The 19406-nt window shown below is 70.4% G+C and carries 10 protein-coding genes and 1 pseudogene; all 11 read left to right on the forward strand.

The window, feature by feature from the left end; translation table 11 throughout:
• The first annotated feature begins 163 nt into the window (after positions 1-163).
• On the forward strand, positions 164-1756 hold the full coding sequence (locus W5W_RS0104860; RefSeq protein ID WP_017194580.1) for a hypothetical protein: 1593 nt from the start codon (positions 164-166) through the stop codon (positions 1754-1756).
• Positions 1750-3747 (forward strand): GT4 family glycosyltransferase PelF, encoded by a 1998-nt coding sequence (gene pelF, locus W5W_RS0104865; protein ID WP_017194581.1) that lies wholly within the window; start codon positions 1750-1752, stop codon positions 3745-3747. The genes W5W_RS0104860 and pelF overlap by 7 nt, the downstream gene beginning before the upstream one ends.
• The gene (locus W5W_RS0104870; RefSeq protein ID WP_017194582.1) at positions 3744-5081 is read left to right on the forward strand and encodes a putative glycoside hydrolase; all 1338 of its coding nucleotides are present in this window, start codon (positions 3744-3746) and stop codon (positions 5079-5081) included. Before pelF ends, W5W_RS0104870 begins: the two co-directional genes overlap by 4 nt.
• A 197-nt stretch (positions 5082-5278) precedes the next feature.
• Complete coding sequence (locus W5W_RS0104875) at positions 5279-6688, forward strand: MFS transporter (protein WP_017194583.1); 1410 nt, start codon at positions 5279-5281, stop codon at positions 6686-6688.
• 28 nt (positions 6689-6716) lie between these two features.
• Entirely contained in the window at positions 6717-7172 is a 456-nt protein-coding gene (locus tag W5W_RS0104880; protein ID WP_008732632.1) for a universal stress protein, read from the forward strand.
• 509 nt (positions 7173-7681) lie between these two features.
• Positions 7682-9331 (forward strand): annotated as a pseudogene (locus W5W_RS14620) (MFS transporter).
• 389 nt (positions 9332-9720) lie between these two features.
• The gene (gene ppdK / locus W5W_RS0104890; RefSeq protein WP_017194585.1) at positions 9721-12426 is read left to right on the forward strand and encodes a pyruvate, phosphate dikinase; all 2706 of its coding nucleotides are present in this window, start codon (positions 9721-9723) and stop codon (positions 12424-12426) included.
• A 312-nt stretch (positions 12427-12738) separates the two neighbouring features.
• Positions 12739-13707: an AAA family ATPase gene (locus W5W_RS0104895; RefSeq protein WP_017194586.1), complete on the forward strand. Its 969-nt coding sequence runs from the start codon at positions 12739-12741 to the stop codon at positions 13705-13707.
• Positions 13708-13799: 92 nt separating this feature from the next.
• Entirely contained in the window at positions 13800-15032 is a 1233-nt protein-coding gene (locus W5W_RS0104900) for a DUF58 domain-containing protein (protein WP_161603437.1), read from the forward strand.
• Entirely contained in the window at positions 15029-17800 is a 2772-nt protein-coding gene (locus W5W_RS0104905; protein ID WP_029574088.1) for a transglutaminase-like domain-containing protein, read from the forward strand. The genes W5W_RS0104900 and W5W_RS0104905 overlap by 4 nt, the downstream gene beginning before the upstream one ends.
• 73 nt (positions 17801-17873) lie before the next feature.
• Complete coding sequence (locus W5W_RS16625; protein ID WP_017194587.1) at positions 17874-19256, forward strand: restriction system modified-DNA reader domain-containing protein; 1383 nt, start codon at positions 17874-17876, stop codon at positions 19254-19256.
• Positions 19257-19406 lie beyond the last annotated feature (150 nt).

Genomic DNA, 19406 nt, shown 5'->3' on the forward strand with positions numbered 1-19406 from the left:
GTGAGCTCCGCGCCGGGGCGCGGCACCTCTGCGTCCGCAGCTGGGAGAGCCGAGAGAGCATCGTTACGGTAGTGTGATCTTGCTGCCGGGTGGGCGGGGATGCGTCCCCGGTGCCGGCCGGTTCCTGGCTCGTTGACGATGGATCTGAATGATGCGACGACCCTTGAATGAGGCAATCGCGGGCGCTCCCGCCGATACAGAGATCAGTTCCCGGCATGCCGGTGCGCGCGCCCGCTGGATATCCGTCTTCCTGGCGGCTGCGGCCGTGGAGGCGGTGATCGTTCTGGCGTTCCTGGGCGCAACGCGCGCGGCCGTCATCGTTGCCCTCATCGCGCTCTCGGCCACGGCGCTGATGCTGATCACCGCGCCTCCTGCGAGCGCGGCGGTCGGCAGCGCCGAGGAGCTCGCATCCTCCCCCGCCAGAATTGCCCTCACCGGGGTCGCCCCCGTGCGCCTGCGCACGCGCGCGACCATGGCGGTCGGCGGGCCGCGGGATCGCTCCGCCCGCGCCCGGGCCGCGTCGTCGTGGAGCATGCTGCAGGCCATGTCGCCCGCCATCCTCCTGGGGGCCGGCTACCCGATCGTGGGCTCCCAACTCGGCAGCCACAGCATCGGGGGCATTCCTCTGTTCTCCTTGGTCGTCAGCGTCTCCGTGGCCGTGCCGTGGCTCAGCCAGGTCGCCGGCACGCCCGTTTACCGGCTCATCGGCGACGTCCCGTACAGGGGCGACGACGGCGCCGCCCGCCGCTTCGCGCGCATGTGGCCGGCTCTGCTCGTGCTGATCGCGCCCCCGGTCCTGGTGGTGACCGCCCTGGTCGCGGTCACCACCGGCTGGTCGGCGACGGCGCTGGGCGCCCATGTCGTGCTGACACTGGTGAACATGCTCTTCGTCCAGTCCCTCGTCGTCGCCGACATCGCGGGCAGTCGCGGGCGCTGGGCTCTCGGCTGGGTCGCCTACGCGGTCGCACTGCTGGCCGCGCCCACGATCTGGTTCCTGCCGCCGTTGGCGGGCCTGGTGAGTCAGATGCTTCTCATGGGGCGGGCGCTGGGCGGTCTCATCCATCCTGTGGGGGTGCCCATGCGGTCCTTCACCGCCGACACCGCTCGAGGACTCGTTCTGGGCGGCGTCCTGTGGTCGGACAAGCTCCTCCTGTTCCTGGTCAACGGGACGAACTTCGATATCGCCACCGTCTACCTCTGCCTCCAGCCCGCAGTGGTCGCCTACTCCTACTACTTCGCGATCACCGCGCCCAGCATCAACCGCGCCGTCGCGCGTTTCCGCATCCAGCTCGCCGACTCGAGCATGAACAGGCTGCGCGATCAGGGGCGTTTCCTGCACGGGACCGTGAGCGCCTCACTGCGGCGCACGACCGTCGTGGGCATCGTGAGCGTGGGCATCGCCGTTCTCGTGGCCGCTCTGCTGGACGGGGGCGGGGAGTCCACCTGGACGCTGAGCGCCTCCGGAGTGCTCACGGTGACCGTGATCGCCGGCGCCAGCCTGCTCTTGACCCTGCTCACGCTTCTGGCCTACGAGATCGAGCACGTCGGGGACCGTACCGCCGCCATTGTGCTGTCGGGGGCCCACCTGGCCGCCGCGCTGCTCCTGTTCATCGGCCTCGGCACGATCCCCGTGCGAGCGTACGCCGCCGTCGGTATCGTTGACCTGGCTCTGGTAGCGGTGGCGGTGGCCGTGTACCGGTCCCGGTGGAGCTCACCGGAGTACGCGTTCTTCTGGGGGAAGGCACTATCGTGGTAGGCAGCGCGGGCGGCAACCAGGGGGGTGCGCCCCGCGGCTACGGGTACCCGGCTCCCGCCACCGGTGAGGGCGGTGACACCATCCACCCCGATGGAGTTCCCCTGGACGGCTCCTACGAGGATGTCGACGTGGCCATTGTCATGGAGTCCACCTACCCGTACCTGAAGGGCGGGGTGAGCGCGGTCATCCACGACATCGTCACCGGCAACCCCGACCTCACATTCGGCATCATTCACATCGCCTGGTCCTCGACTTCTCCGCTGACCGACCTCTATCACATGCCCGACAATGTGGCGTGGGTGCGGGTGCTCTACCTGTCGATGGACGAGCACGAGGAATTCCTGCGCACCAGGCCGCAGGTTCTTCGCATGGGTAAGCGGGGACGCCGGGCCCTGGCCGAGAGACTCGTCGCCGCCCTGCGCTCGCTGGCCGAGGACGCGGACAGCGAGCCGGTGTGGGACCTCATCGCCGATGGCATGGCCGCCTCGACCCGCCGCTACCCGCTGTGGGCCCTGCTCGGCACCCGGGAGTTCATGGAGGTCTATCGCGACTCCATGCCGGGCCTGGGCATGAGCATGGCCGACCTGTTCTGGCTACTGCGCGACTTCTTCTCCCTCGCCTATGCGGTGCTGTCCGAAACCATGCCGCGAGCCGCCGTCTACCACGCTCACACCACCGGCTACGCCGCGCTTCTGGCCGCCAACGCGGCCCGTGAGCATGGCACCTCCTACCTGCTCACCGAGCACAATCTCTACGTGCGCGACACCGTCAACACGCTCCTGGACCGCCGGATGGACCAGATCGTCACGCTGACGGACTACCGGTTCTTCGACGTCACGCCGCGTGAGCGCATGTGGATGGCCTGGTGGCTGGAGATGGGGCGCATGTGCTATCCGGGCGCCTATGCCACCACCTACCTCTACCCGGCCGCCATCGAGGAGGCCCGGGCGCTGGGCGGCGACCCCTCCAAGGCCATCGTCATCCCCAACGGGATCTCCATCGAGGAGTTCGACGCCGCTTTCGCGACGCGGCGCCAGAAGACCGGGCGGATCCGCGCCGAGGGCGCGGGCAACCATCTGTGGCGACTCGCTTACATCGCCCGCGTGGTTCCCATCAAGGGGCTCATGGATCTCATCGAGTCGATACGGATCCTGCGCGAGCGGGGCCGCTCGATCCACCTGGACGTATGCGGTCCGACCGAGCACGTGCCCGAGTACTACGAGCGCTGCCGGAAGCGCATCGCCGAGCTCGGCCTGGAGGACACCATCACCATCCGCGGCACGGTCAAGGTCCGCCAATGGCTCACCGAGTTCGACCTCTTCCTCCTGCCGTCCTACAACGAGGGATTGCCCGTCGTGTCCCTGGAGACCATGGGGGCCGGCATTCCCACTGTGAGCACCGACGTCGGGGCCGTGCGCACCGTGGTGGAGGATCGGATCGTGGGGCCGGACTCCAGGGCCTGGGGGCCGTGCGGCCTGGTCATCGCGCCGGGGGATCCCACGATCATGGCGGACGGCGTGGATCGGATCATCGGGGACATCGACCTGTACGAGAACCTGAGCCTGGCCGCCAGGGGCAGAGCGGAGGCCGCATACGACCTTCGTCGTGTCAACGCCGCCTACAACGACCTCTATCGGCGGGGCGGTGCTGGTCGCGTGGGCGCCGAACGGAGAAGCGCTGCCGCGTCGCGAGCTGCCAGGACCGGGCCGCCGACGGCGCCCCAGCCCGCCGCGGGCTCGCCTCCCACGGGTCCTCCTCGGCCGGCTGCTGCGGGTGGAGCTCACGCAGCGGGGGCGCCTCGTCCCATGACTACTGCCGAGCCGGCTGCCGCGGCCCGTCCCGCCGGCGCGCATGCCGCGGGTGCGGCCCGCCCCGCCGGGGCGCATGCTGCGAGCGCGGCCCGTCCCGCCGGAGCCCATGCTGCGAGCGCCGCTTATCCCGCCGGCGCTGCAGTTCCGCCGTCCGAGGCGCGGCCGGTGAGGCGATCATGACGCCGAAGCGGGGATCGGGCGCCTGGATCCGCTACGGCGAGCGGCTGGCCGATGGCGAGATCGCCTTCGCCGCGGCCCACTACCGCACGGCGATCCTCCAGCCGTGGGAGACCGAGGCGGCGGCCCGGCTCAAGGACCTCCGCGATGACATGGTGATCCTCGCCTACCGGTGCCTGTCCTCGGCGCGCGACTTCGAGCCCGCCCACCGACGCGCCTCGGGCCTGGGCTTCGCCGAGGCTCAACGTCGCGGTTGGTTGGCGCGGCGCGCCTCCGGGCGGACTCTCGAGTGGAGCACCTATCCGGGCCACTACCAGATGAGGGTATGGGACGAGGCCTACCGGCGACGGTGGATCGAGCGGGTGCTGGAGGCCACCGCGGGCACCCCGTTCGACGGCATCATGGCGGACAACGACGTCTTCGACGACTACTACGGCCTCGACCTGCGCTCCCTGGCTCCCGATGACGCCGCCGCGCCCCACGACCTCGCCGGACTGCGCGCCGCCCTGGGTGATTTCGTCGATGACGTCGGGCGCTCCCTGACGGATGAGGGGCTGTTGCTCGTGCCCAATATCGCTGAGGCGCGCCGCGAGGCGGGCCGCTGGGAGCGTCACGCCGCCTGGGGCGGAGGCTTCGACGAATGCTGGCTCGGTTGGGGCGACAAGGCCCTGTTCGATGAGGAGACCGCGCTCGCGCAGGCGCCGCAGCTCGACGGACCGGGGCTGTGCATTGTGCGCACGCCATCGGGCGGGGTCGGTCCGCGCTTCGACCGCTCTGCGTCGGCCCTGTACGGGCTCGCCGCATTCTGGGTCTTCGGGGGCGGGCCCGACCATATCGATGATTCGGCGGGTGACAGCGAGTCGGCCGGCTTGGCCGGCTCAGCCGGCTCAGCCGGCTCAGCTGACCCGGCCGGCCCGGTTAGCTCAGCCGGCCCAGCTGACCCGGCCGGCCCGGTTAGCTCAGTCGGCCCGGCCAGCCCTGCCGGCTCGGCCGAGGCGCGCTCACGGGCCGCCGGCGCGCTGCGGCTTCCGCGCGGCGCCGCCCTGCGCACCTATGCGGCTACGGGGGCGGACGACTATTCGCGAACTCCCTGGTTCCCCGCACTGGACGCCGACCTCGGCGCCCCTCTCGGCGAGGCCTCGAAGGAGGACGGCGTGTGGCGCCGCGACTTCGAGGGCGGAGTGGCCGCCGTCGTGCTGGGTGAGGGGCGGGGTGGCACCGTGCGTCTTCCCGCCGGTCTCAGAGCGCCGGGGCCGGCCGGCGATCCGGACGGCAGGGCACTGGGATCTGAGATGCCCCTGGCTGCTGGCAGTGGGATAATCGCCCTGCGTGCCTGAGGCGCGCTCGGATTCGGCTCGCGCGAGATTCTTTAGGGACTAAGGTCCTGTCAAACGTCGGCCAGGTCGGGGAGATCATGGTGCCGCTTGCTCCCCTGAGAATCCCGCCGTCCCGTACAGCGCCCTCTCAGGCTGGAAGCGCGGCGTCCGCTTCGGGCGGCGCCGGTCACCCGCAGGGCTCAGGACAAGGACGACCTATGGCACAGACCTCCCAGAACGGCGCGGTGGATCTCGCGCATAAGCCCACGATGAGTACGGCCCAGATCCTGCTGATGAACGTCGGTTTCTTCGGCATCCAGTACTCCTTCGGCATGCAGCAGAACATCATGTCGCCCATTTACCAGTTCCTCGGGGCCTCCCCCGACGAGCTGCCCATCCTCAACCTGGCCGGACCCGTCACCGGTCTGCTCATCCAGCCGCTCATCGGGGCGCTGTCGGACCGGACCTGGAGCGATAAGTGGGGCCGCCGTAAGCCCTTCTTCCTGATCGGGGCCGTCGGCTGCTCCGTGTTCCTGTTCCTCATGCCCTTCGTCACCGCCGTGTGGATGGCGGTGCTGTGCCTGTGGCTGCTGGACGCCTCGAACAACACGGCCATGGAGCCCTACCGGGCCTTCATCGGCGACCGCGTGCCCGACAAGCAGCTCGCCAAGGGCTTCCTCGCCCAGTCCCTGTTCATCGGCGCCGGCTCGGCCCTGGCTGGCGGCACCCTCGCCGTCCTGGAGAAGATCCTGAAGGGCGCCACCGCCGCGGGCATCCCCTACTGGGTGTTCGGGGCCTTCATGGTGGGCTCGGTGTGCTCCATCGGCTCCGTGCTCATCTCGGTGCTCTCCACCAAGGAGCTGCCGCCCACGCCGGAGGACCGCGCCGAGCTCGAGCGCAAGAAGAGGGAGGAGGGCCCCTTCGGCTTCCTCAAGGACATCGGCGTCGCCATTGTCGAGATGCCCCGCGGCCTGAAGAAGATGGCCCTCGTCTACCTCTTCCAGTGGTACGCCATGAACGTCTTCTGGCAGTACCTCGGGCTCATGTGCGCCGTCGCCTACTTCGGCGTCAATCTCGAGGAGGCCGGCTACGCCGAGACCGATGCCTTCAGTGACGCCTCGGGCTTCGCCACCGGCCTCATGGTCGTCTACTACATCGCCTGCACGATCGTGGCCCTCTTCCTGGCGCGGCTGGCCAACAAGGTCGGCCCCAAGCACGTCCACACCGCGGCCCTCTTCCTGGCCGCCATCTGCCTCTACCTGCTGACCCACATCGGCGGCCCCGACAACACGACGGTCCTCTACCTGCCGATGATCGGCATTGGTGTGGCCTGGGCCTCAATCGTGGGCATACCCTACGTTATGGCCACCGAGATGATCCGCAAGGAGCGCCGGGGCGTCTACATGGGCGTCATCAACATGATGATCGTCGTCCCCCAGCTCCTTCAGACCCTCACCTTCGGCTTCATCTACAAGAACCTGCTCGGCAACCACCCTGTCAACGCCCTGCTCTTCGTCGCAGTCTTCCTCGTCATCGCCGGCCTGCTCATCGAGTGGATCGACACCGACAAGGACGCGGACCCGCTGGTGCGTGCCGCCATCACCACGACCGAGACCGCCGTCGCCTGAGCGGGCGCCACACGAAAGGATGACATCCGTGACCTACAGCACCATAGTCGCCGGAGTCGGAAACCTTGAGGAGAACACGCACGTCATCGACCGGGCCTGTGAGATGGCGCGCCTGTGCGATGCCACGCTGCTTCTCGTCGCCGGTTTCGACCCCGTCTCAGCCCGGGATAAAGCCCGCCTCGCCGGCCCCGCGCAGGTCGCCGATGTGCGCGTGGCCGAGGTCCAGCTGACCGAGGACGAGGCCTACGCCGTCGTCGAGAGGGCGCGCGACATCGCCGTCGAGCGCGGCGTCGGCCTCGCCCAGGGCGTCGTCGTCGAGGGGACGGCGGTCTCCGCTGTAACTCTTGTCACGCTGGAGGCCGAGGCGGACCTCGTCGTCGTCAGCTCCCAGGGCGTGGACTCCCTGCTCGGTCGCATCTTCGGTGCCGTGTCCGTCCAGGTGCTGCGCAAGGCGCAGTGCGACGTCCTCGTTGTTGTTCCCTAGACGCCGGATAGGGGCAGGATAGGCGCCGGGCCTGCTCGCCGGAGTCGCGCGTCGGATCCTGTGCGATCGGACCAGCGGCGGACGCTCGCCATGCGGAAGTGTGGGGAGCGTCCGCCGCTACTGTTTTCAACAGTTGCTGCACCCCTGTGGTGCCTGAGGCCGTGCTGGACGCGTGGTGGCGCAGCGCCTGCCGGGAGGCCGCGCGCGCCGACCCGCTCCAGGGCGCGGCGCTCGGCGTTCCCTGAATCCCCTCCCCTCGACGTCGGCCGCTCATGCCCGCCGAGCTCCACGGCATCGGCGGGCATTGAAGCACGAGGGGCCCTGGCTCCAGGGGGTGCGCGAGGACCGGAACGCAATGGACTGCACGTCCACCACGCGGGACGAACGACTCGACAGGCGCTCATCCGGGCACGGCATTGGGCTGGCGCGCGCGGAGCGCGAGGTCGAGCGGATCCGCCGGGAGCAACGACGGCTGGCGTGGATGCGGCGACGTCGCCGGTTGCGCGCGGATGACGTCACCGTCGTCGAGGAGTCGGCGCTCCGCAGGGCGATCATGGGCTCGGTCGTCGGCAACATCATGGAGTGGGTGGTACGACGTCGGCGTCTACGCCTACGTCGTCGTCCTGATCGGCAGGGCCTTCCTGCCCTCCGCGTCCCCCTCGGCCCAGACCTTGTCCGTCCTGGGCGTCTTCGCCGTCACCTTCGTGGCCCGACCGCTGGGCGGGGTGATCCTGGGGCGGCTCGGCGACCGCCTCGGCCGCAAGAAGGTCCTCGCCTTCACCCTCATGATGATGGCGCTGGCGACCTTCGGAATCGGTGCACTGCCGCCCGCTTCCGTGCTCGGCATCTAGGCGCCCATCCTGCTTATCTGCCTCAAGCTCGTTCAGGGCTTCTCCACCGGTGGCGAGTACGCGGGCGCTACGACCTTCGTCACCGAGTACGCCCCCGACAAGCGGCGCGGCTTCTACGCGGCCATGCTCGACTGGGGCTCGTACGTGGGCAACGCCCTGGGCGCGGGCTTCGTCACGGCCCTCATGCTGACGCTCCCCGCTGATGTCATGGAGACCTGGGGATGGCGACTGCCCTTCCTCATCGCCCTGCCCATGGGCGGCATCGCCCTCTATCTGCGAACCCGTATCGAGGACACGCCCGCCTTCCGCGATGCGCAGGCCGAGAGCGATGACGAGGAGCCCGCCGACCTGGCCGCCGCCGAGACCGACATCATGCTGCCCGAGGAGGGCCCGCTGGGGGTCTGGGACATGCTGCGCACCTACTGGCGCGAGCTCCTCATCGCCATTGTGCTGGTTACCGGGGCCAACACGGTGGGTTACGCCCTGACCTCCTACATGCCGACCTACCTGACGACGACCCTGGGTTACGACGCTGAGCACGGCCCGCTGCTCACTCTGCCGATCCTGGTACTCGTCGCCTTCCTCGTGCCGACGATGGGCTGGGTCTCGGATCACCTGGGGCGCAAGCCGGTCCTCTTCTCGGCGGCGCTGAGCACCGTCGTCCTGGCCGTGCCGTCCTTCCTGCTCATGGAGCACGGAGAGCTGTGGTCGACTCTGCTGGGCCTGACCCTGTTCGCCTACCCGACGGCCGCCTACGTCGGCAACCTGGCCTCCTCCCTGCCCGCGCTGTTCCCGACGGCCTCGCGCTACGGCGGCATGGGCATCTCCTACAACGTCGCCGTGGCGCTCTTCGGCGGTACCGCCGCCTTCATCATGGAGGCGCTGGTCACCTACACCGGAAGCAAGCTCGCGCCCGCCTTCTGGCTCATGGGGACCTCCGGCGCCGCCTTCATCGCGCTGTTCAAGCTGCGTGAGACCGCGCGGCGCCCGTTGCCCGGCTCCATGCCGTCGGTCGCCTCCCAGGAGGAGGTCGTCGAGCTCGTCGAGACCCAGGAGGACAACCCCGACCTGGACGTTGAGGAGATCTTCGCCGTCGCTCCGGCGCACCTGGTGGACACCGAGCCGACCGTCGCCGAGGCGCAGGCCGAGGTCGAGGTCGCCCTGGCCAATGAGGCCGAGGCGCGCGAGCACCTGGAGCGGGCCGAGCGGGCAACCGCCGCGGCGCAGCAGGCCGTGGCCGCCGCCCAGAAGCGTGAGGACGTCTCCGGGAACGTCACGTACCTCTCCCAGGGGTCGGCCGCCGCCTAGGAGCGTGAGGAGCACGAGTCCGAGTCTGACGAGGCGGACGAGGCGGACGAGGCGGACGAGGGCGACCGGGCCGGTGAGGCTGACGGGGACGCTTAAGGCAGCGGCCGGCCCTGCGACCCCTCCCGCTCCCGTCTGAATAGACATTTTCGGACGAGACCGACGGTGACACCGTCGGTCTCGTCCGAAAATGTCTATCTCGACGGAGCGCGGCGCGCTGGCACCGATGAGTGCTGATTGAGTGGTATGAGCACTGATGAGTTTGGCCTAGGACTGAAGTCACACTAGAGTGCGGTGAGGAACGACGCGTCGACGCGTCACGCCTGTATCAGGACGACCTGAGGCAGATCCGAGACAGATTCAGATCAGAATCAGAACAGAAAGAGGCATCGATGCCCAAGTACGTGTATCGCTTCAGTGAGGGAGACAAGGACCAGAAGGACCTCCTGGGCGGCAAGGGGGCCAACCTCGCCGAGATGACCCGCCTCGGCCTGCCGGTTCCTCCCGGATTCACCATCACCACCGACGCCTGTCGCGCCTACCTGGCCGACGGCGCCGTCCCCGACGAACTCGCCGTCCAGGTCACCACGGCGCTGCGGCAGGTCGAGGAGGAGCTGGGCCGCGAGCTGGGAGTCGCGAAGAATCCGCTCCTGGTCTCCGTCCGCTCCGGAGCGAAGTTCTCCATGCCCGGCATGATGGAGACGGTGCTGAACATCGGCCTCAATGACGAGTCGGTCGAGGGTCTGGCCGAGGCGTCCGACGACGAGCGCTTCGCCTGGGACTCCTACCGGCGTCTGATCCAGATGTTCGGCAAGACCGTCCTGGACATCGACGGCGAGCACTTCTCCGAGGCCCTGGACGCCAAGAAGGCCGACCGCGGCGTCGCGCTCGACTACGAGCTGGACGTGGCCGCTCTCAAGGAGCTCGTCGATGAGTACAAGCAGATCGTGCTCGAGCAGGCGGGCATGGAGTTCCCCCAGGACCCGCGCGCCCAGCTCGACATGGCCACCGAGGCCGTCTTCCGCTCGTGGAACACCGAGCGCGCACACATCTACCGGCGTCGTGAGAAGATCCCGCACGACCTGGGCACCGCCGTCAACGTGTGCACCATGGTCTTCGGCAACATGGGCCAGACCTCCGGCACCGGGGTGTGCTTCACCCGCGACCCCTCCACCGGCCGCAGCGGCGTCTACGGCGACTACCTGGTCAACGCCCAGGGGGAGGACGTCGTCGCCGGTATCCGCAACACCCTGTCGCTGGCGGACCTGGAGCGGTTGGACAAGAAGTCCTACGACGAACTGCGCGCCGCCATGCGCAAGCTCGAGACCCACTACCGGGACCTGTGCGACATCGAGTTCACCATCGAGCGCGGCAAGCTGTGGCTCCTGCAGACCCGCGTGGGCAAGCGCACCGCGGCGGCAGCCTTCCGCGTGGCCACTCAGCTGGTCGATGAGAAGCTCATCACCATGGACGAGGCCCTCACCCGCGTCACCGGCGAGCAGCTCACCCAGCTCATGTTCCCCCAGTTCGCCGCCACGACCAGCCGCGACCTGCTGACCCGCGCCATGCCGGCCTCTCCGGGTGCGGCCGTTGGCTACATCGCCTTCGACAACGACGAGGCCGTCGAGCGCTCGGAGGCGGGCGAGTCCGTCATCCTCGTGCGTCGCGAGACCAATCCGGACGACCTGCCCGGCATGGTGGCCGCAACCGGCGTGCTCACCGCCCGCGGCGGCAAGACCAGCCACGCCGCCGTCGTCGCCCGTGGCATGGGCAAGACCTGCGTGTGCGGCGCCGACACCCTCGAGATCGACGCCGCCGCCAAGACCGTGCGCGTGGCCGGTCGCGAGGAGGTGCTCACCTCGTCCTCGATCATCGCCATCGACGGGCAGTCGGGTGAGGTCTTCCTCGGCGAGGTCCCCGTCGTCGACTCTCCCGTCATGACCTACCTGCGTCGTGGTCTGGAGACCGCTCTGGACACCGCCGGCGACGTCGATACCCGCGAGCTCGTCACGAGCGTGGACCGCATCATGCGCCACTCGGACGCGGTCGGTCGCCTGCAGGTGCGCGCCAACGCCGACACCCCCGACGACGCCCGCCACGCCATCCACCGCGGCGCTCAGGGCGTGGGCCTGTGCCGCACCGAGCACATGTTCCTTGGCGAGCGCAAGCAGTTCGTCCAGAACCTCATTCTGGCCGAGTCCGATGACGAGCGCGAGAAGGCCCTGGCGGCCCTGCTGCCCTTGCAGAAGGGCGACTTCGTGCAGATGTTCGAGACGATGAACGGCAAGCCCATGACGGTGCGCCTCATCGACCCCCCGCTGCACGAGTTCCTTCCGGATCTGACCGAGCTGAGCGTCAAGGTGGCGGTGGACAGCGAGCGCGGTGAGCTCGATCCCGCCGACGAGGAGCTCCTGGCCGTGGTGCGCAAGAGCCACGAGTCCAACCCGATGCTGGGTCTGCGCGGCGTGCGCCTGCTGCTGACCATGCCGGGCCTGATCGAGCTGCAGGTGCGCGCCATCGCGGAGGCCGCCGTCGAGCGGCTGCGCTCCGGGGGCGACCCGCACCCGGAGATCATGATTCCGCTGATCGGATCGGTCCGTGAGCTGCAGATCGCTCGCGATCGCGCCGAGAAGGTGCTCGCCACGGTGTCGGCCGAGTCCGGCTACGAGCTGAACTTCCCGATCGGCTGCATGATCGAGCTGCCCCGCGCGGCGGTCACGGCCGCCCACGTGGCCGAGGAGGCGGACTTCTTCTCCTTCGGCACCAACGACCTGACCCAGACGACCTGGGGCTTCTCCCGGGACGACGTCGAGTCCTCCTTCGTGGGGCGCTACATCACCCAGGGCATCTTCGGCACCTCGCCGTTCGAGTCCATCGACATCGATGGCGTGGGCGGCATGGTGCGTCTTGGTGTTGAGGGCGGGCGCGAGACCAAGCCTGGCATGAAGATGGGCGTGTGCGGGGAGCATGGCGGCGACCCGGAGTCCATCCTCTTCTTCCACAAGGCGGGGCTGGACTACGTGTCTTGTTCGCCGTTCCGCGTTCCGGTCGCCCGGCTGGAGGCCGGTCGTGCGGCGGTGCTCTCGCCGGTTGAGTGAGAGTGAGCTTGAGTGAGCCGGTGGCCGGCAGGCGTCGGTAGGCGACTGAGCAACTGACCAACCGACCAGAGGCCCGGGCGGGTGCTGTTGAAGCTCCGCCCGGGCCTCACGTCGTCGAGATCGGTCTGAGGAACCGATCTCGGTGCGGAACTGGACCGATCTCGGCACGGAGTACGACCGATCTCGCGGCGGAAACGGACCGATCTCGAGCCGGAACTGGACCGATCTCGAGGCGGAAGCGGACCGATCTCGGCGCGGAGTGCGACCGATCTCGGCGAGAAGGGGAGGGTGGCCGTGCGGCAGGATGTGCTCATGAGTCCCGCCTCCTTCGGGCCCGACGCCCTGCGCGCGCTCGTCGACACCTTGCGCTCGCGCATCGAGACCGTGGTCGTCGGCAAGCCGAAAGCGGTTAACGCCACCATCGCCACCTTCCTCGCCGGCGGGCACCTCCTCATTGAGGACGTGCCCGGAGTCGGCAAGACGACTCTCGCGCTGAGCCTGGCCCGCTGCCTGGACCTGTCCGCCTCCCGCATCCAGTTCACCGCGGACCTCATGCCCACCGACGTCACCGGACTGTCCATCTACGACCAGTCCACCCGGGAGTTCCAGTTCCATCCGGGTCCGGTCTTCGCCGGAATCGTCATCGCCGACGAGATCAACCGCGCCACCCCGCGCACCCAGTCCGCACTCCTGGAGGCCATGGGGGAGGGCCGAGTCAGCGTGGAGGGGCGCACCCTCGATCTGCCCGACCCCTTCATGGTGGTCGCCACCCAGAATCCCCTCGACATGGAGGGCACCTTTCGCCTGCCCGAGGCCCAGCGCGACCGCTTCATGACCCGTCTGTCCATCGGCTACCCCGATTCGAAGGCGGAGTCCGCCATGCTCCTGGCTCGCTCGGGCGCTGATCCGGTCGATTCGCTTGTGCCGGTTGCCGTTGCCGACGACGTCATCCGCGCGCGCAGAACCGTGGCCGGCCTGTATGTCGATCCCGCCGTCGCCGCCTATGTCGTCGCCCTCGTCTCAGCCACGCGCACCGACCCGAATCTGGCCCTGGGGGCGAGCCCGCGCGCCGGACTGCATCTGCTCGCCATGGCCCGGGCCCGTGCGGCTATGGCGGGCCGCGCCTACGTCTCTCCCGACGACGTCGCCCGGGCCGCTCCGAGAGTCCTGACCCATCGACTCGTGCCCGCGGGTCGTCAAGCCTCGGACGCCTCCGCCTCCAAGGCCGCAGCGCGCGCCCTGGCCCGTCACATCAAGTCCATCCCGGTGCCCGGAAGTTAGCCGGCGTGAGAACCACGACGACAACGGCTCCTCGCGGACTCCCGGAGGCTCGTCGCGTCCCGTTCCGGAGCGGGGCGATGCGGAGGTTCCGCTTGCCGTGGATCGCCCCGACCGCGCACGGGGGATGGCTCCTCGTCATCGTCGCGGCGCTGATCGCGGGCGGCCGCTATCTGGGCCTCCACCTCGTGCGCGATGCCGGACTCCTGCTGGCCTGCGTATCGGCGGCGGCCCTGGCGGCGGCCCTCCTCAAGGTGGCGATCCGCATCGCGACGTTCGTTCGCAGCCGCCCGCGGCTGGTCGGCCCCACACGGGTCCGGGTCGGTGAGACCGCCCGTTGGATCCTCGCCGCCGGCCGTACGGGCCGCTACTATCCCGCCTGGGTTCTGTGGCGCACTCCGGAGAGTCGTGAACTGCAGATCCTCGTCGAAGGGCGCAGCGATCTGCTGTTCGCGCCGTCGCAGCGCGGCCCGTGTCGTCTGAGGGCGGGCAGTCTCCTGTTCACCGACCCGCTCGGCCTGTGGCGGGCGCACGTACCGCTGAGAGCGGAGCTGGAGGCGCTCGCCCTTCCGCGACCCGTGATGGTGGGCGATCTGCCGATGGGCGGCGCGGTCTCCGCGGACCGCCTGCGCGCCGACCGCGGTGACGATCTCGCAGGACTGCGGGACTACCGGCGAGGTGACCACCTCTCCTCGGTGCACTGGCGTCAGTCCGCCCGCCTCGACCGCCTCGTCGTCGTCGACGCCGAGCGACCCGCCCGCGTACGGCGCACCGTCCTGCTCGATACCCGTGCGGGCTCGTACGGCACGGCCCCGGCGGCCCCGGCGGCCTCAGGGACACCGGGGGCACCGGGGGCACAGCCCGTGCGGCGGTCGGGCCGGTCGGGGCGGGCGGAGGCCGGCGCCTTCGAGACGGCCGTCAGTCTCGCCGCCGGTGTGCTGGGGGCGTGGGAGTCCACCGGTGCGGATCTGCGCCTGGTGATGGGCCGACGGGTGCTTGAGGCGGACGCCGGAGGGCACGAGGGGATCATGCCCCTGCTGGAGGCCCTGGCGCTGGTGGGCCTGACGGCGGAGTTCGAGAGGGCCGGATCCGAGGAGCCCGGATCGCCGGACGGCGATCCGCCCGATGTGGTGATCACCGGAGCTGCTGCGCTGGCCGGACTCGGACGGGAACTGGCCGCGCCGCGGGCGACGGGCGATCTGCTCGTCGTCGGGTCGGCTGCGGATGCGCGGGCCGGCGCTGCGCTCGGAGCGTGGGGGATGCGCACCGTCCCCGTGGGCGCCGAGCGCTTCGGGGACGCCGCTGCCGTCCGGGGTGATGCGGCGTGACCAGTCCCGCGCCCACGGGCCTCGACCCCCTCGACCCTCCCGGATGGACGGGCGCGCGCATGTCGCCGCCGTCCGATCCCGTCCGCTGGCAGCCGCTCCTGGCCGCCGTCCTCATCGTCGTCCTCTGGGCGAACGGCCTGGGCGCTCTGGGAGCGGTCCTGGTCCCCGGCGCCTGGATCGTCCAGAGCACGCTGATCGCAGCCCTGACCCTGGTGCCTGCCGGGGCGATGCGCACCATCTGGCCCCATCGCCTTGTGAGCGCCGTCGTCGTGGGGCTGGTCGTCGGCTTCATCCCCACCGTGCTGGTGCTCCGCTCCACGACGGGACTGGCGCCCTGGTACACGGCCCCCGTCACGCAGTTCGGGGAGGCGGCCGCCGCCGTCCGCCAGGGCGTCGCGCCGCTGGAGGTCACGCCGGCGATGGCCGCCGTAGTGGCGCTGACCGGCCTCCTGCTCGCCTGGGCCTGCGTTCTCATGAGCGCGGGAAGCGGGGACGTGACCGGGTCCAGCGGGTTCGTACCGGCCGGCGCTCTCCTGATCCCCGGCCTCGTGTCGGGACAGTCCCCGCCCGCGAGGTCGGTTCTCGTGGCGGCGGTGTGCCTGGTCCTGCTCGTGGGCTCCACCGCGCCCGCCGTGGGCCAGTACGCGGTTCTGCCGCGCAGAACCCGCCTGTGCCGGGCCGTTGCGCGCGCCGGCGCTCGCGCCTGCGTACTCGCCACCGCGTTGTGCCTGGCGGCGAGCGCGCTGTGGCTCGCCCCGACCCTTCCCGACCGCTTGCGCCAGCCTCCGGGACGGCCCGCCGCCGATACCCCCGATACCAGCCTCGCTCTGAATCGGGATCTCGTGCGCGGTTCGGCGGCCACCGCCTTCGACTACGACGACACCGGCTTTCCGGAGAATACGAGTCTGCGCTTCACCCTCGCCGTCGTCCGCGATCTCGATGGATCGGACTGGGAGCCCCTGGCGACGACCGAGGGCGTCACCGCGCTCTCGGATCCGCCGACGTCGTCCGGTCCGAATGCCCTGACCGCGGGCGGAGCCGTGAAGGCGGCGGCCGGCGTCGATGCCGATGCCCCTGATAGTGCTGATAGTGCTGCCTCCCACGAGTCGCTTCCCCGGGTGCGTGTGCATGTTCGCGCCCTGTCTAGTCGTCGGCTGCCCCTGCTGCAGGCGACCGTTCGGGTGGAGTCCGCGGCGGAGAGCGCCGGTGATGGGGCGTCAGAGTCTGCCACCGCCGTCGAGCAGCCGCTGAGCCCGACGGACTGGCAATGGGTCGTCGGGACGAGTACGGCGATCTCCTCCGGCGCCGAGACTCGGCCCGGCACCTCCTTCACCGCCTACGGCTGGTCCGCCGTCGCCGATGCGACCGGTCGCCCGCAGCTGGCCCCGCCGGTGGCTCCGGCCACTCCCTCCGCCGAGCTGCTCGCCCCCTATGTCGCGGTGCCCGAGCAGGACCGGGCTGTTCAGGACGCCGCGACCGAGGCGATCGAGACGGCGGGCGCGGCCGGCGCCGACGACGCCACTCGGGCCGCCGCCCTGGCCGCATGGTTCCATGGCAACGGCTTCGTCTACGACGAGTCCGCTCCGGGGAGCTTCGACGGGGCCGATGGCGGTAACGGCGCGTCGAGCGCTGCCGCGTCCGAGGGGCCGACGGCGACGGTGAGCGCCTTCCTGACCGAGCGCCGCGGCTACTGCATCCACTACGCCGCCGCCTTCACGCTCATGGCCCGCAGTCTCGGCATCCCCACGCGCATCGCCATCGGCTACGCCTCGCAGGCGGCGGGGGGCGACGCCGATGCTGATGCAACGGACGCGGCCGCGAGGACCTTCGTGTCTGGCCAGGATCTGCACGCCTGGCCCGAGGTCTGGATCGACGACGTCGGCTGGGTGGCCTTCGAGCCGACGCCCGGGGGAGCCGGAGCGCGCGCGGACGCGGCCCCCGCCCCGTCGGACTCCTCGTCTTCCGCCTCCCCGACGGCTCCCACCGGGAGCCGGACGGATGCCGCCCCCTCGGCCCCGGCGTCGTCGGGAGCGCCGGGAGCACCGGGAGTCCCGAATGGGCAGGCCGGTTCCGCCGAGGAGTCCGGGCTGCGCCCGGTGCCGCTGCTCCTCGCCCTGATCGCGGCGGGCGCGCTCGTCCTGGCCCTGCCCGGCGCACTGCGATGGCGGCACCGCCGTCGTCGCCGCCGGCTGGTGGCCGTCGGGGGTGCGCCGGCCGGGGCCGCCTGGGACGAGGTCATGGCCACCGCCGTGGATCTGGGTCTGCTGGGGCGCCCGGGCGGGTCGCCGCCGATCGACGAGGCGGAAGAAGGGCCGACCGGTTCCCTCGGCATGCGGCCCCGGGCGCGGACGCCGGAGGCGATCGCCGAGTACCTGTGCGGCTTCATCGCCGACAGCGGAGCAGGCGGAGTCGGTGAGGCCGGCGCGGTTGATGGAGCCGGCGCGGCCGGTGAGGCCGGTGGAGCCGTTCCGCAGACGCAGGAGAGCGGCGGCAGCGGGCGGCAGTCGCATCGTTCGCCGGAGGCGGTCGGGGCGCTGGGGACCCTCGCAGCACAGGTTGTCGCCGAACGCTTCTCGCTCAGCGCGGAACTCCCGGGACAGGTGGGGAGAGAGTGTCGCATGGGGCATGTGAATCCTAGTTCTCCCAACGAACGCCTCCATGACCTCGACCTGATTCGGGTGGCGCTCATCACATCTGCGTCTCGTCGTCGGCGCCTCATAGCACTCCTCGCGCCGAAGTCCGTGATGCCGCACCGGTGGCGGTCGTGAGAGGATGACAAGCGGACGGCGCCACCTCTTCGTGAGTCGCCGTGAGGACCGAGATGATCCAGAAAGGCACGTCATGGCGCTGTTCGAGCTCTCCGGTACCCGACTTGAGGCCGCGGTCTTGGGTGAGCCCGCCGAGGCCCCTCAACGCCAGACGGTGCTGGGGGCCGTGCGCAGTCAGCTCGTCGATGTCCTGCGGCGTCCCGTCTTCCCCGTCGCGTGGGAGCGCGAGGGCGAGACCGATGTGCTCACCGCCCTGGACGCCTCCAGTCAGGTCATGTGCATCGAGCTGCTCGACAGCCTCGACGCCGATGCGCTCGTCGCGGCAATGGCGCGCACCGCAGTGGCGGCGCAGAGCGGGTGGTCGGAGCTCGCCTCGCGCTATCCGGGCGGGAGCGCGGCCTTCCGGGACGACTGGGACGAGTTTCGCGAGGCGGTTCCGATCAACGCCGGGCAGGGCCCGCGGCTGACGCTCATCGCCCTGGGCGTGCACGAGGAGGTTCGGGCCGCCCTCGCCATGCTGCTGTGCTCCGGCATTGAGGTTCAGGAGGCGCAGGTTCGCACTGCCCCCGACGGGCGCCTCCTGGTCGGGCTGGAGCCGGTGCGTCATGACGTTCTGGGAGGCTCCAGTGCGGTCCTCGTGGCCAGGGCGTCGCGCGCGGCTCTCGGCGGGTCGGACGAGGGCCGGGATGGTCGCAACAGCCAGGACGGCGGGGACGGCCAGGACGGTCAGGAAGACCCGGACAGTCGGGACGGCCGGAACGGCCGGGACGGTGAGGAGGGGGACAAGCCCGCTCCCACCATTCCGGTGCCGAACGTCAGGCGGGGGAATCGGGCCTCTCGGGCGGTGAAGAAGGAGCACGCGGCCGTGCCGCCGGGCGGGCGCGTCGAGTCGACCGGGCATGTCGAGGCGGCCCGCGTGCGCGCTGCGGGAGTACGTGCCGGACGGTCGCGGGCCCCCCGGGGCGTTCCCGCCGGCCCCGCTGCCGCCGTCGTCTCCGCCGCCACGGCGATCGTCGAGCCGGGCCCCGTTGAGACGGTTGCGACGGCAGCAGTGCCCAACGACACGGCCGCGTCCACGGTGCGGATGATGGAGTCGCCGGAGCTCGTGGGCACGGACACCGCTGGAATCGACCGCAATCACCGGGCCGCGGGTCCTGTCCTCGGCGCGCAGCCGACGGTGCCCTCCGGCGGGAAGTCGGCGGCCGCGCTCGCCTCCGTCGCCTCTCGGATCAACACCCCGGCGACGCTCGTGTGGCAGCGCGTGCGCCGCGGCATTCATCATGAGGCGGTTCTCAACGCCGACGGCATCATCACTCTGTCCAATGGCATGCGGTTCCGCGATCCTTCGGCCGCCGCCAATGCCGCGCAGCACACGCAGGACATCGATGGGTGGCGCGTGTGGCGCATCGGCGCGCAGGGACCGGCTCTGCGCGACTTCATCGACGACCAGGGCTGATCCGCGGGTCCTCCGGGCTCTCTGATCTCTCCGCCTCTCCGCCTCTCCACCGCGAGATCGGTCGTACTCCGCGTCGAGATCGGTCCGGTTCCGCCTCGAGATCGGTCCGATTCCGTACCGATATCGGCGACAAGAGGGGCGGGGCGAGCC

Origin of the sequence: Actinomyces massiliensis 4401292, from assembly GCF_000269805.1 — a bacterium.
Taxonomy (GTDB): Bacteria; Actinomycetota; Actinomycetes; order Actinomycetales; family Actinomycetaceae; genus Actinomyces; species Actinomyces massiliensis.

What these genes read in the sequence shown, in the direction of transcription:
- W5W_RS0104870 (WP_017194582.1), top strand. Translation starts at nt 3,744, where the DNA reads ATGACGCCGAAGCGGGGATCGGGCGCCTGGATCCGCTACGGCGAGCGG.
- W5W_RS0104875 (WP_017194583.1), top strand. Translation starts at nt 5,279, where the DNA reads ATGGCACAGACCTCCCAGAACGGCGCGGTGGATCTCGCGCATAAGCCC.
- ppdK (WP_017194585.1), top strand. Translation starts at nt 9,721, where the DNA reads ATGCCCAAGTACGTGTATCGCTTCAGTGAGGGAGACAAGGACCAGAAG.
- W5W_RS0104895 (WP_017194586.1), top strand. Translation starts at nt 12,739, where the DNA reads ATGAGTCCCGCCTCCTTCGGGCCCGACGCCCTGCGCGCGCTCGTCGAC.
- W5W_RS16625 (WP_017194587.1), top strand. Translation starts at nt 17,874, where the DNA reads ATGGCGCTGTTCGAGCTCTCCGGTACCCGACTTGAGGCCGCGGTCTTG.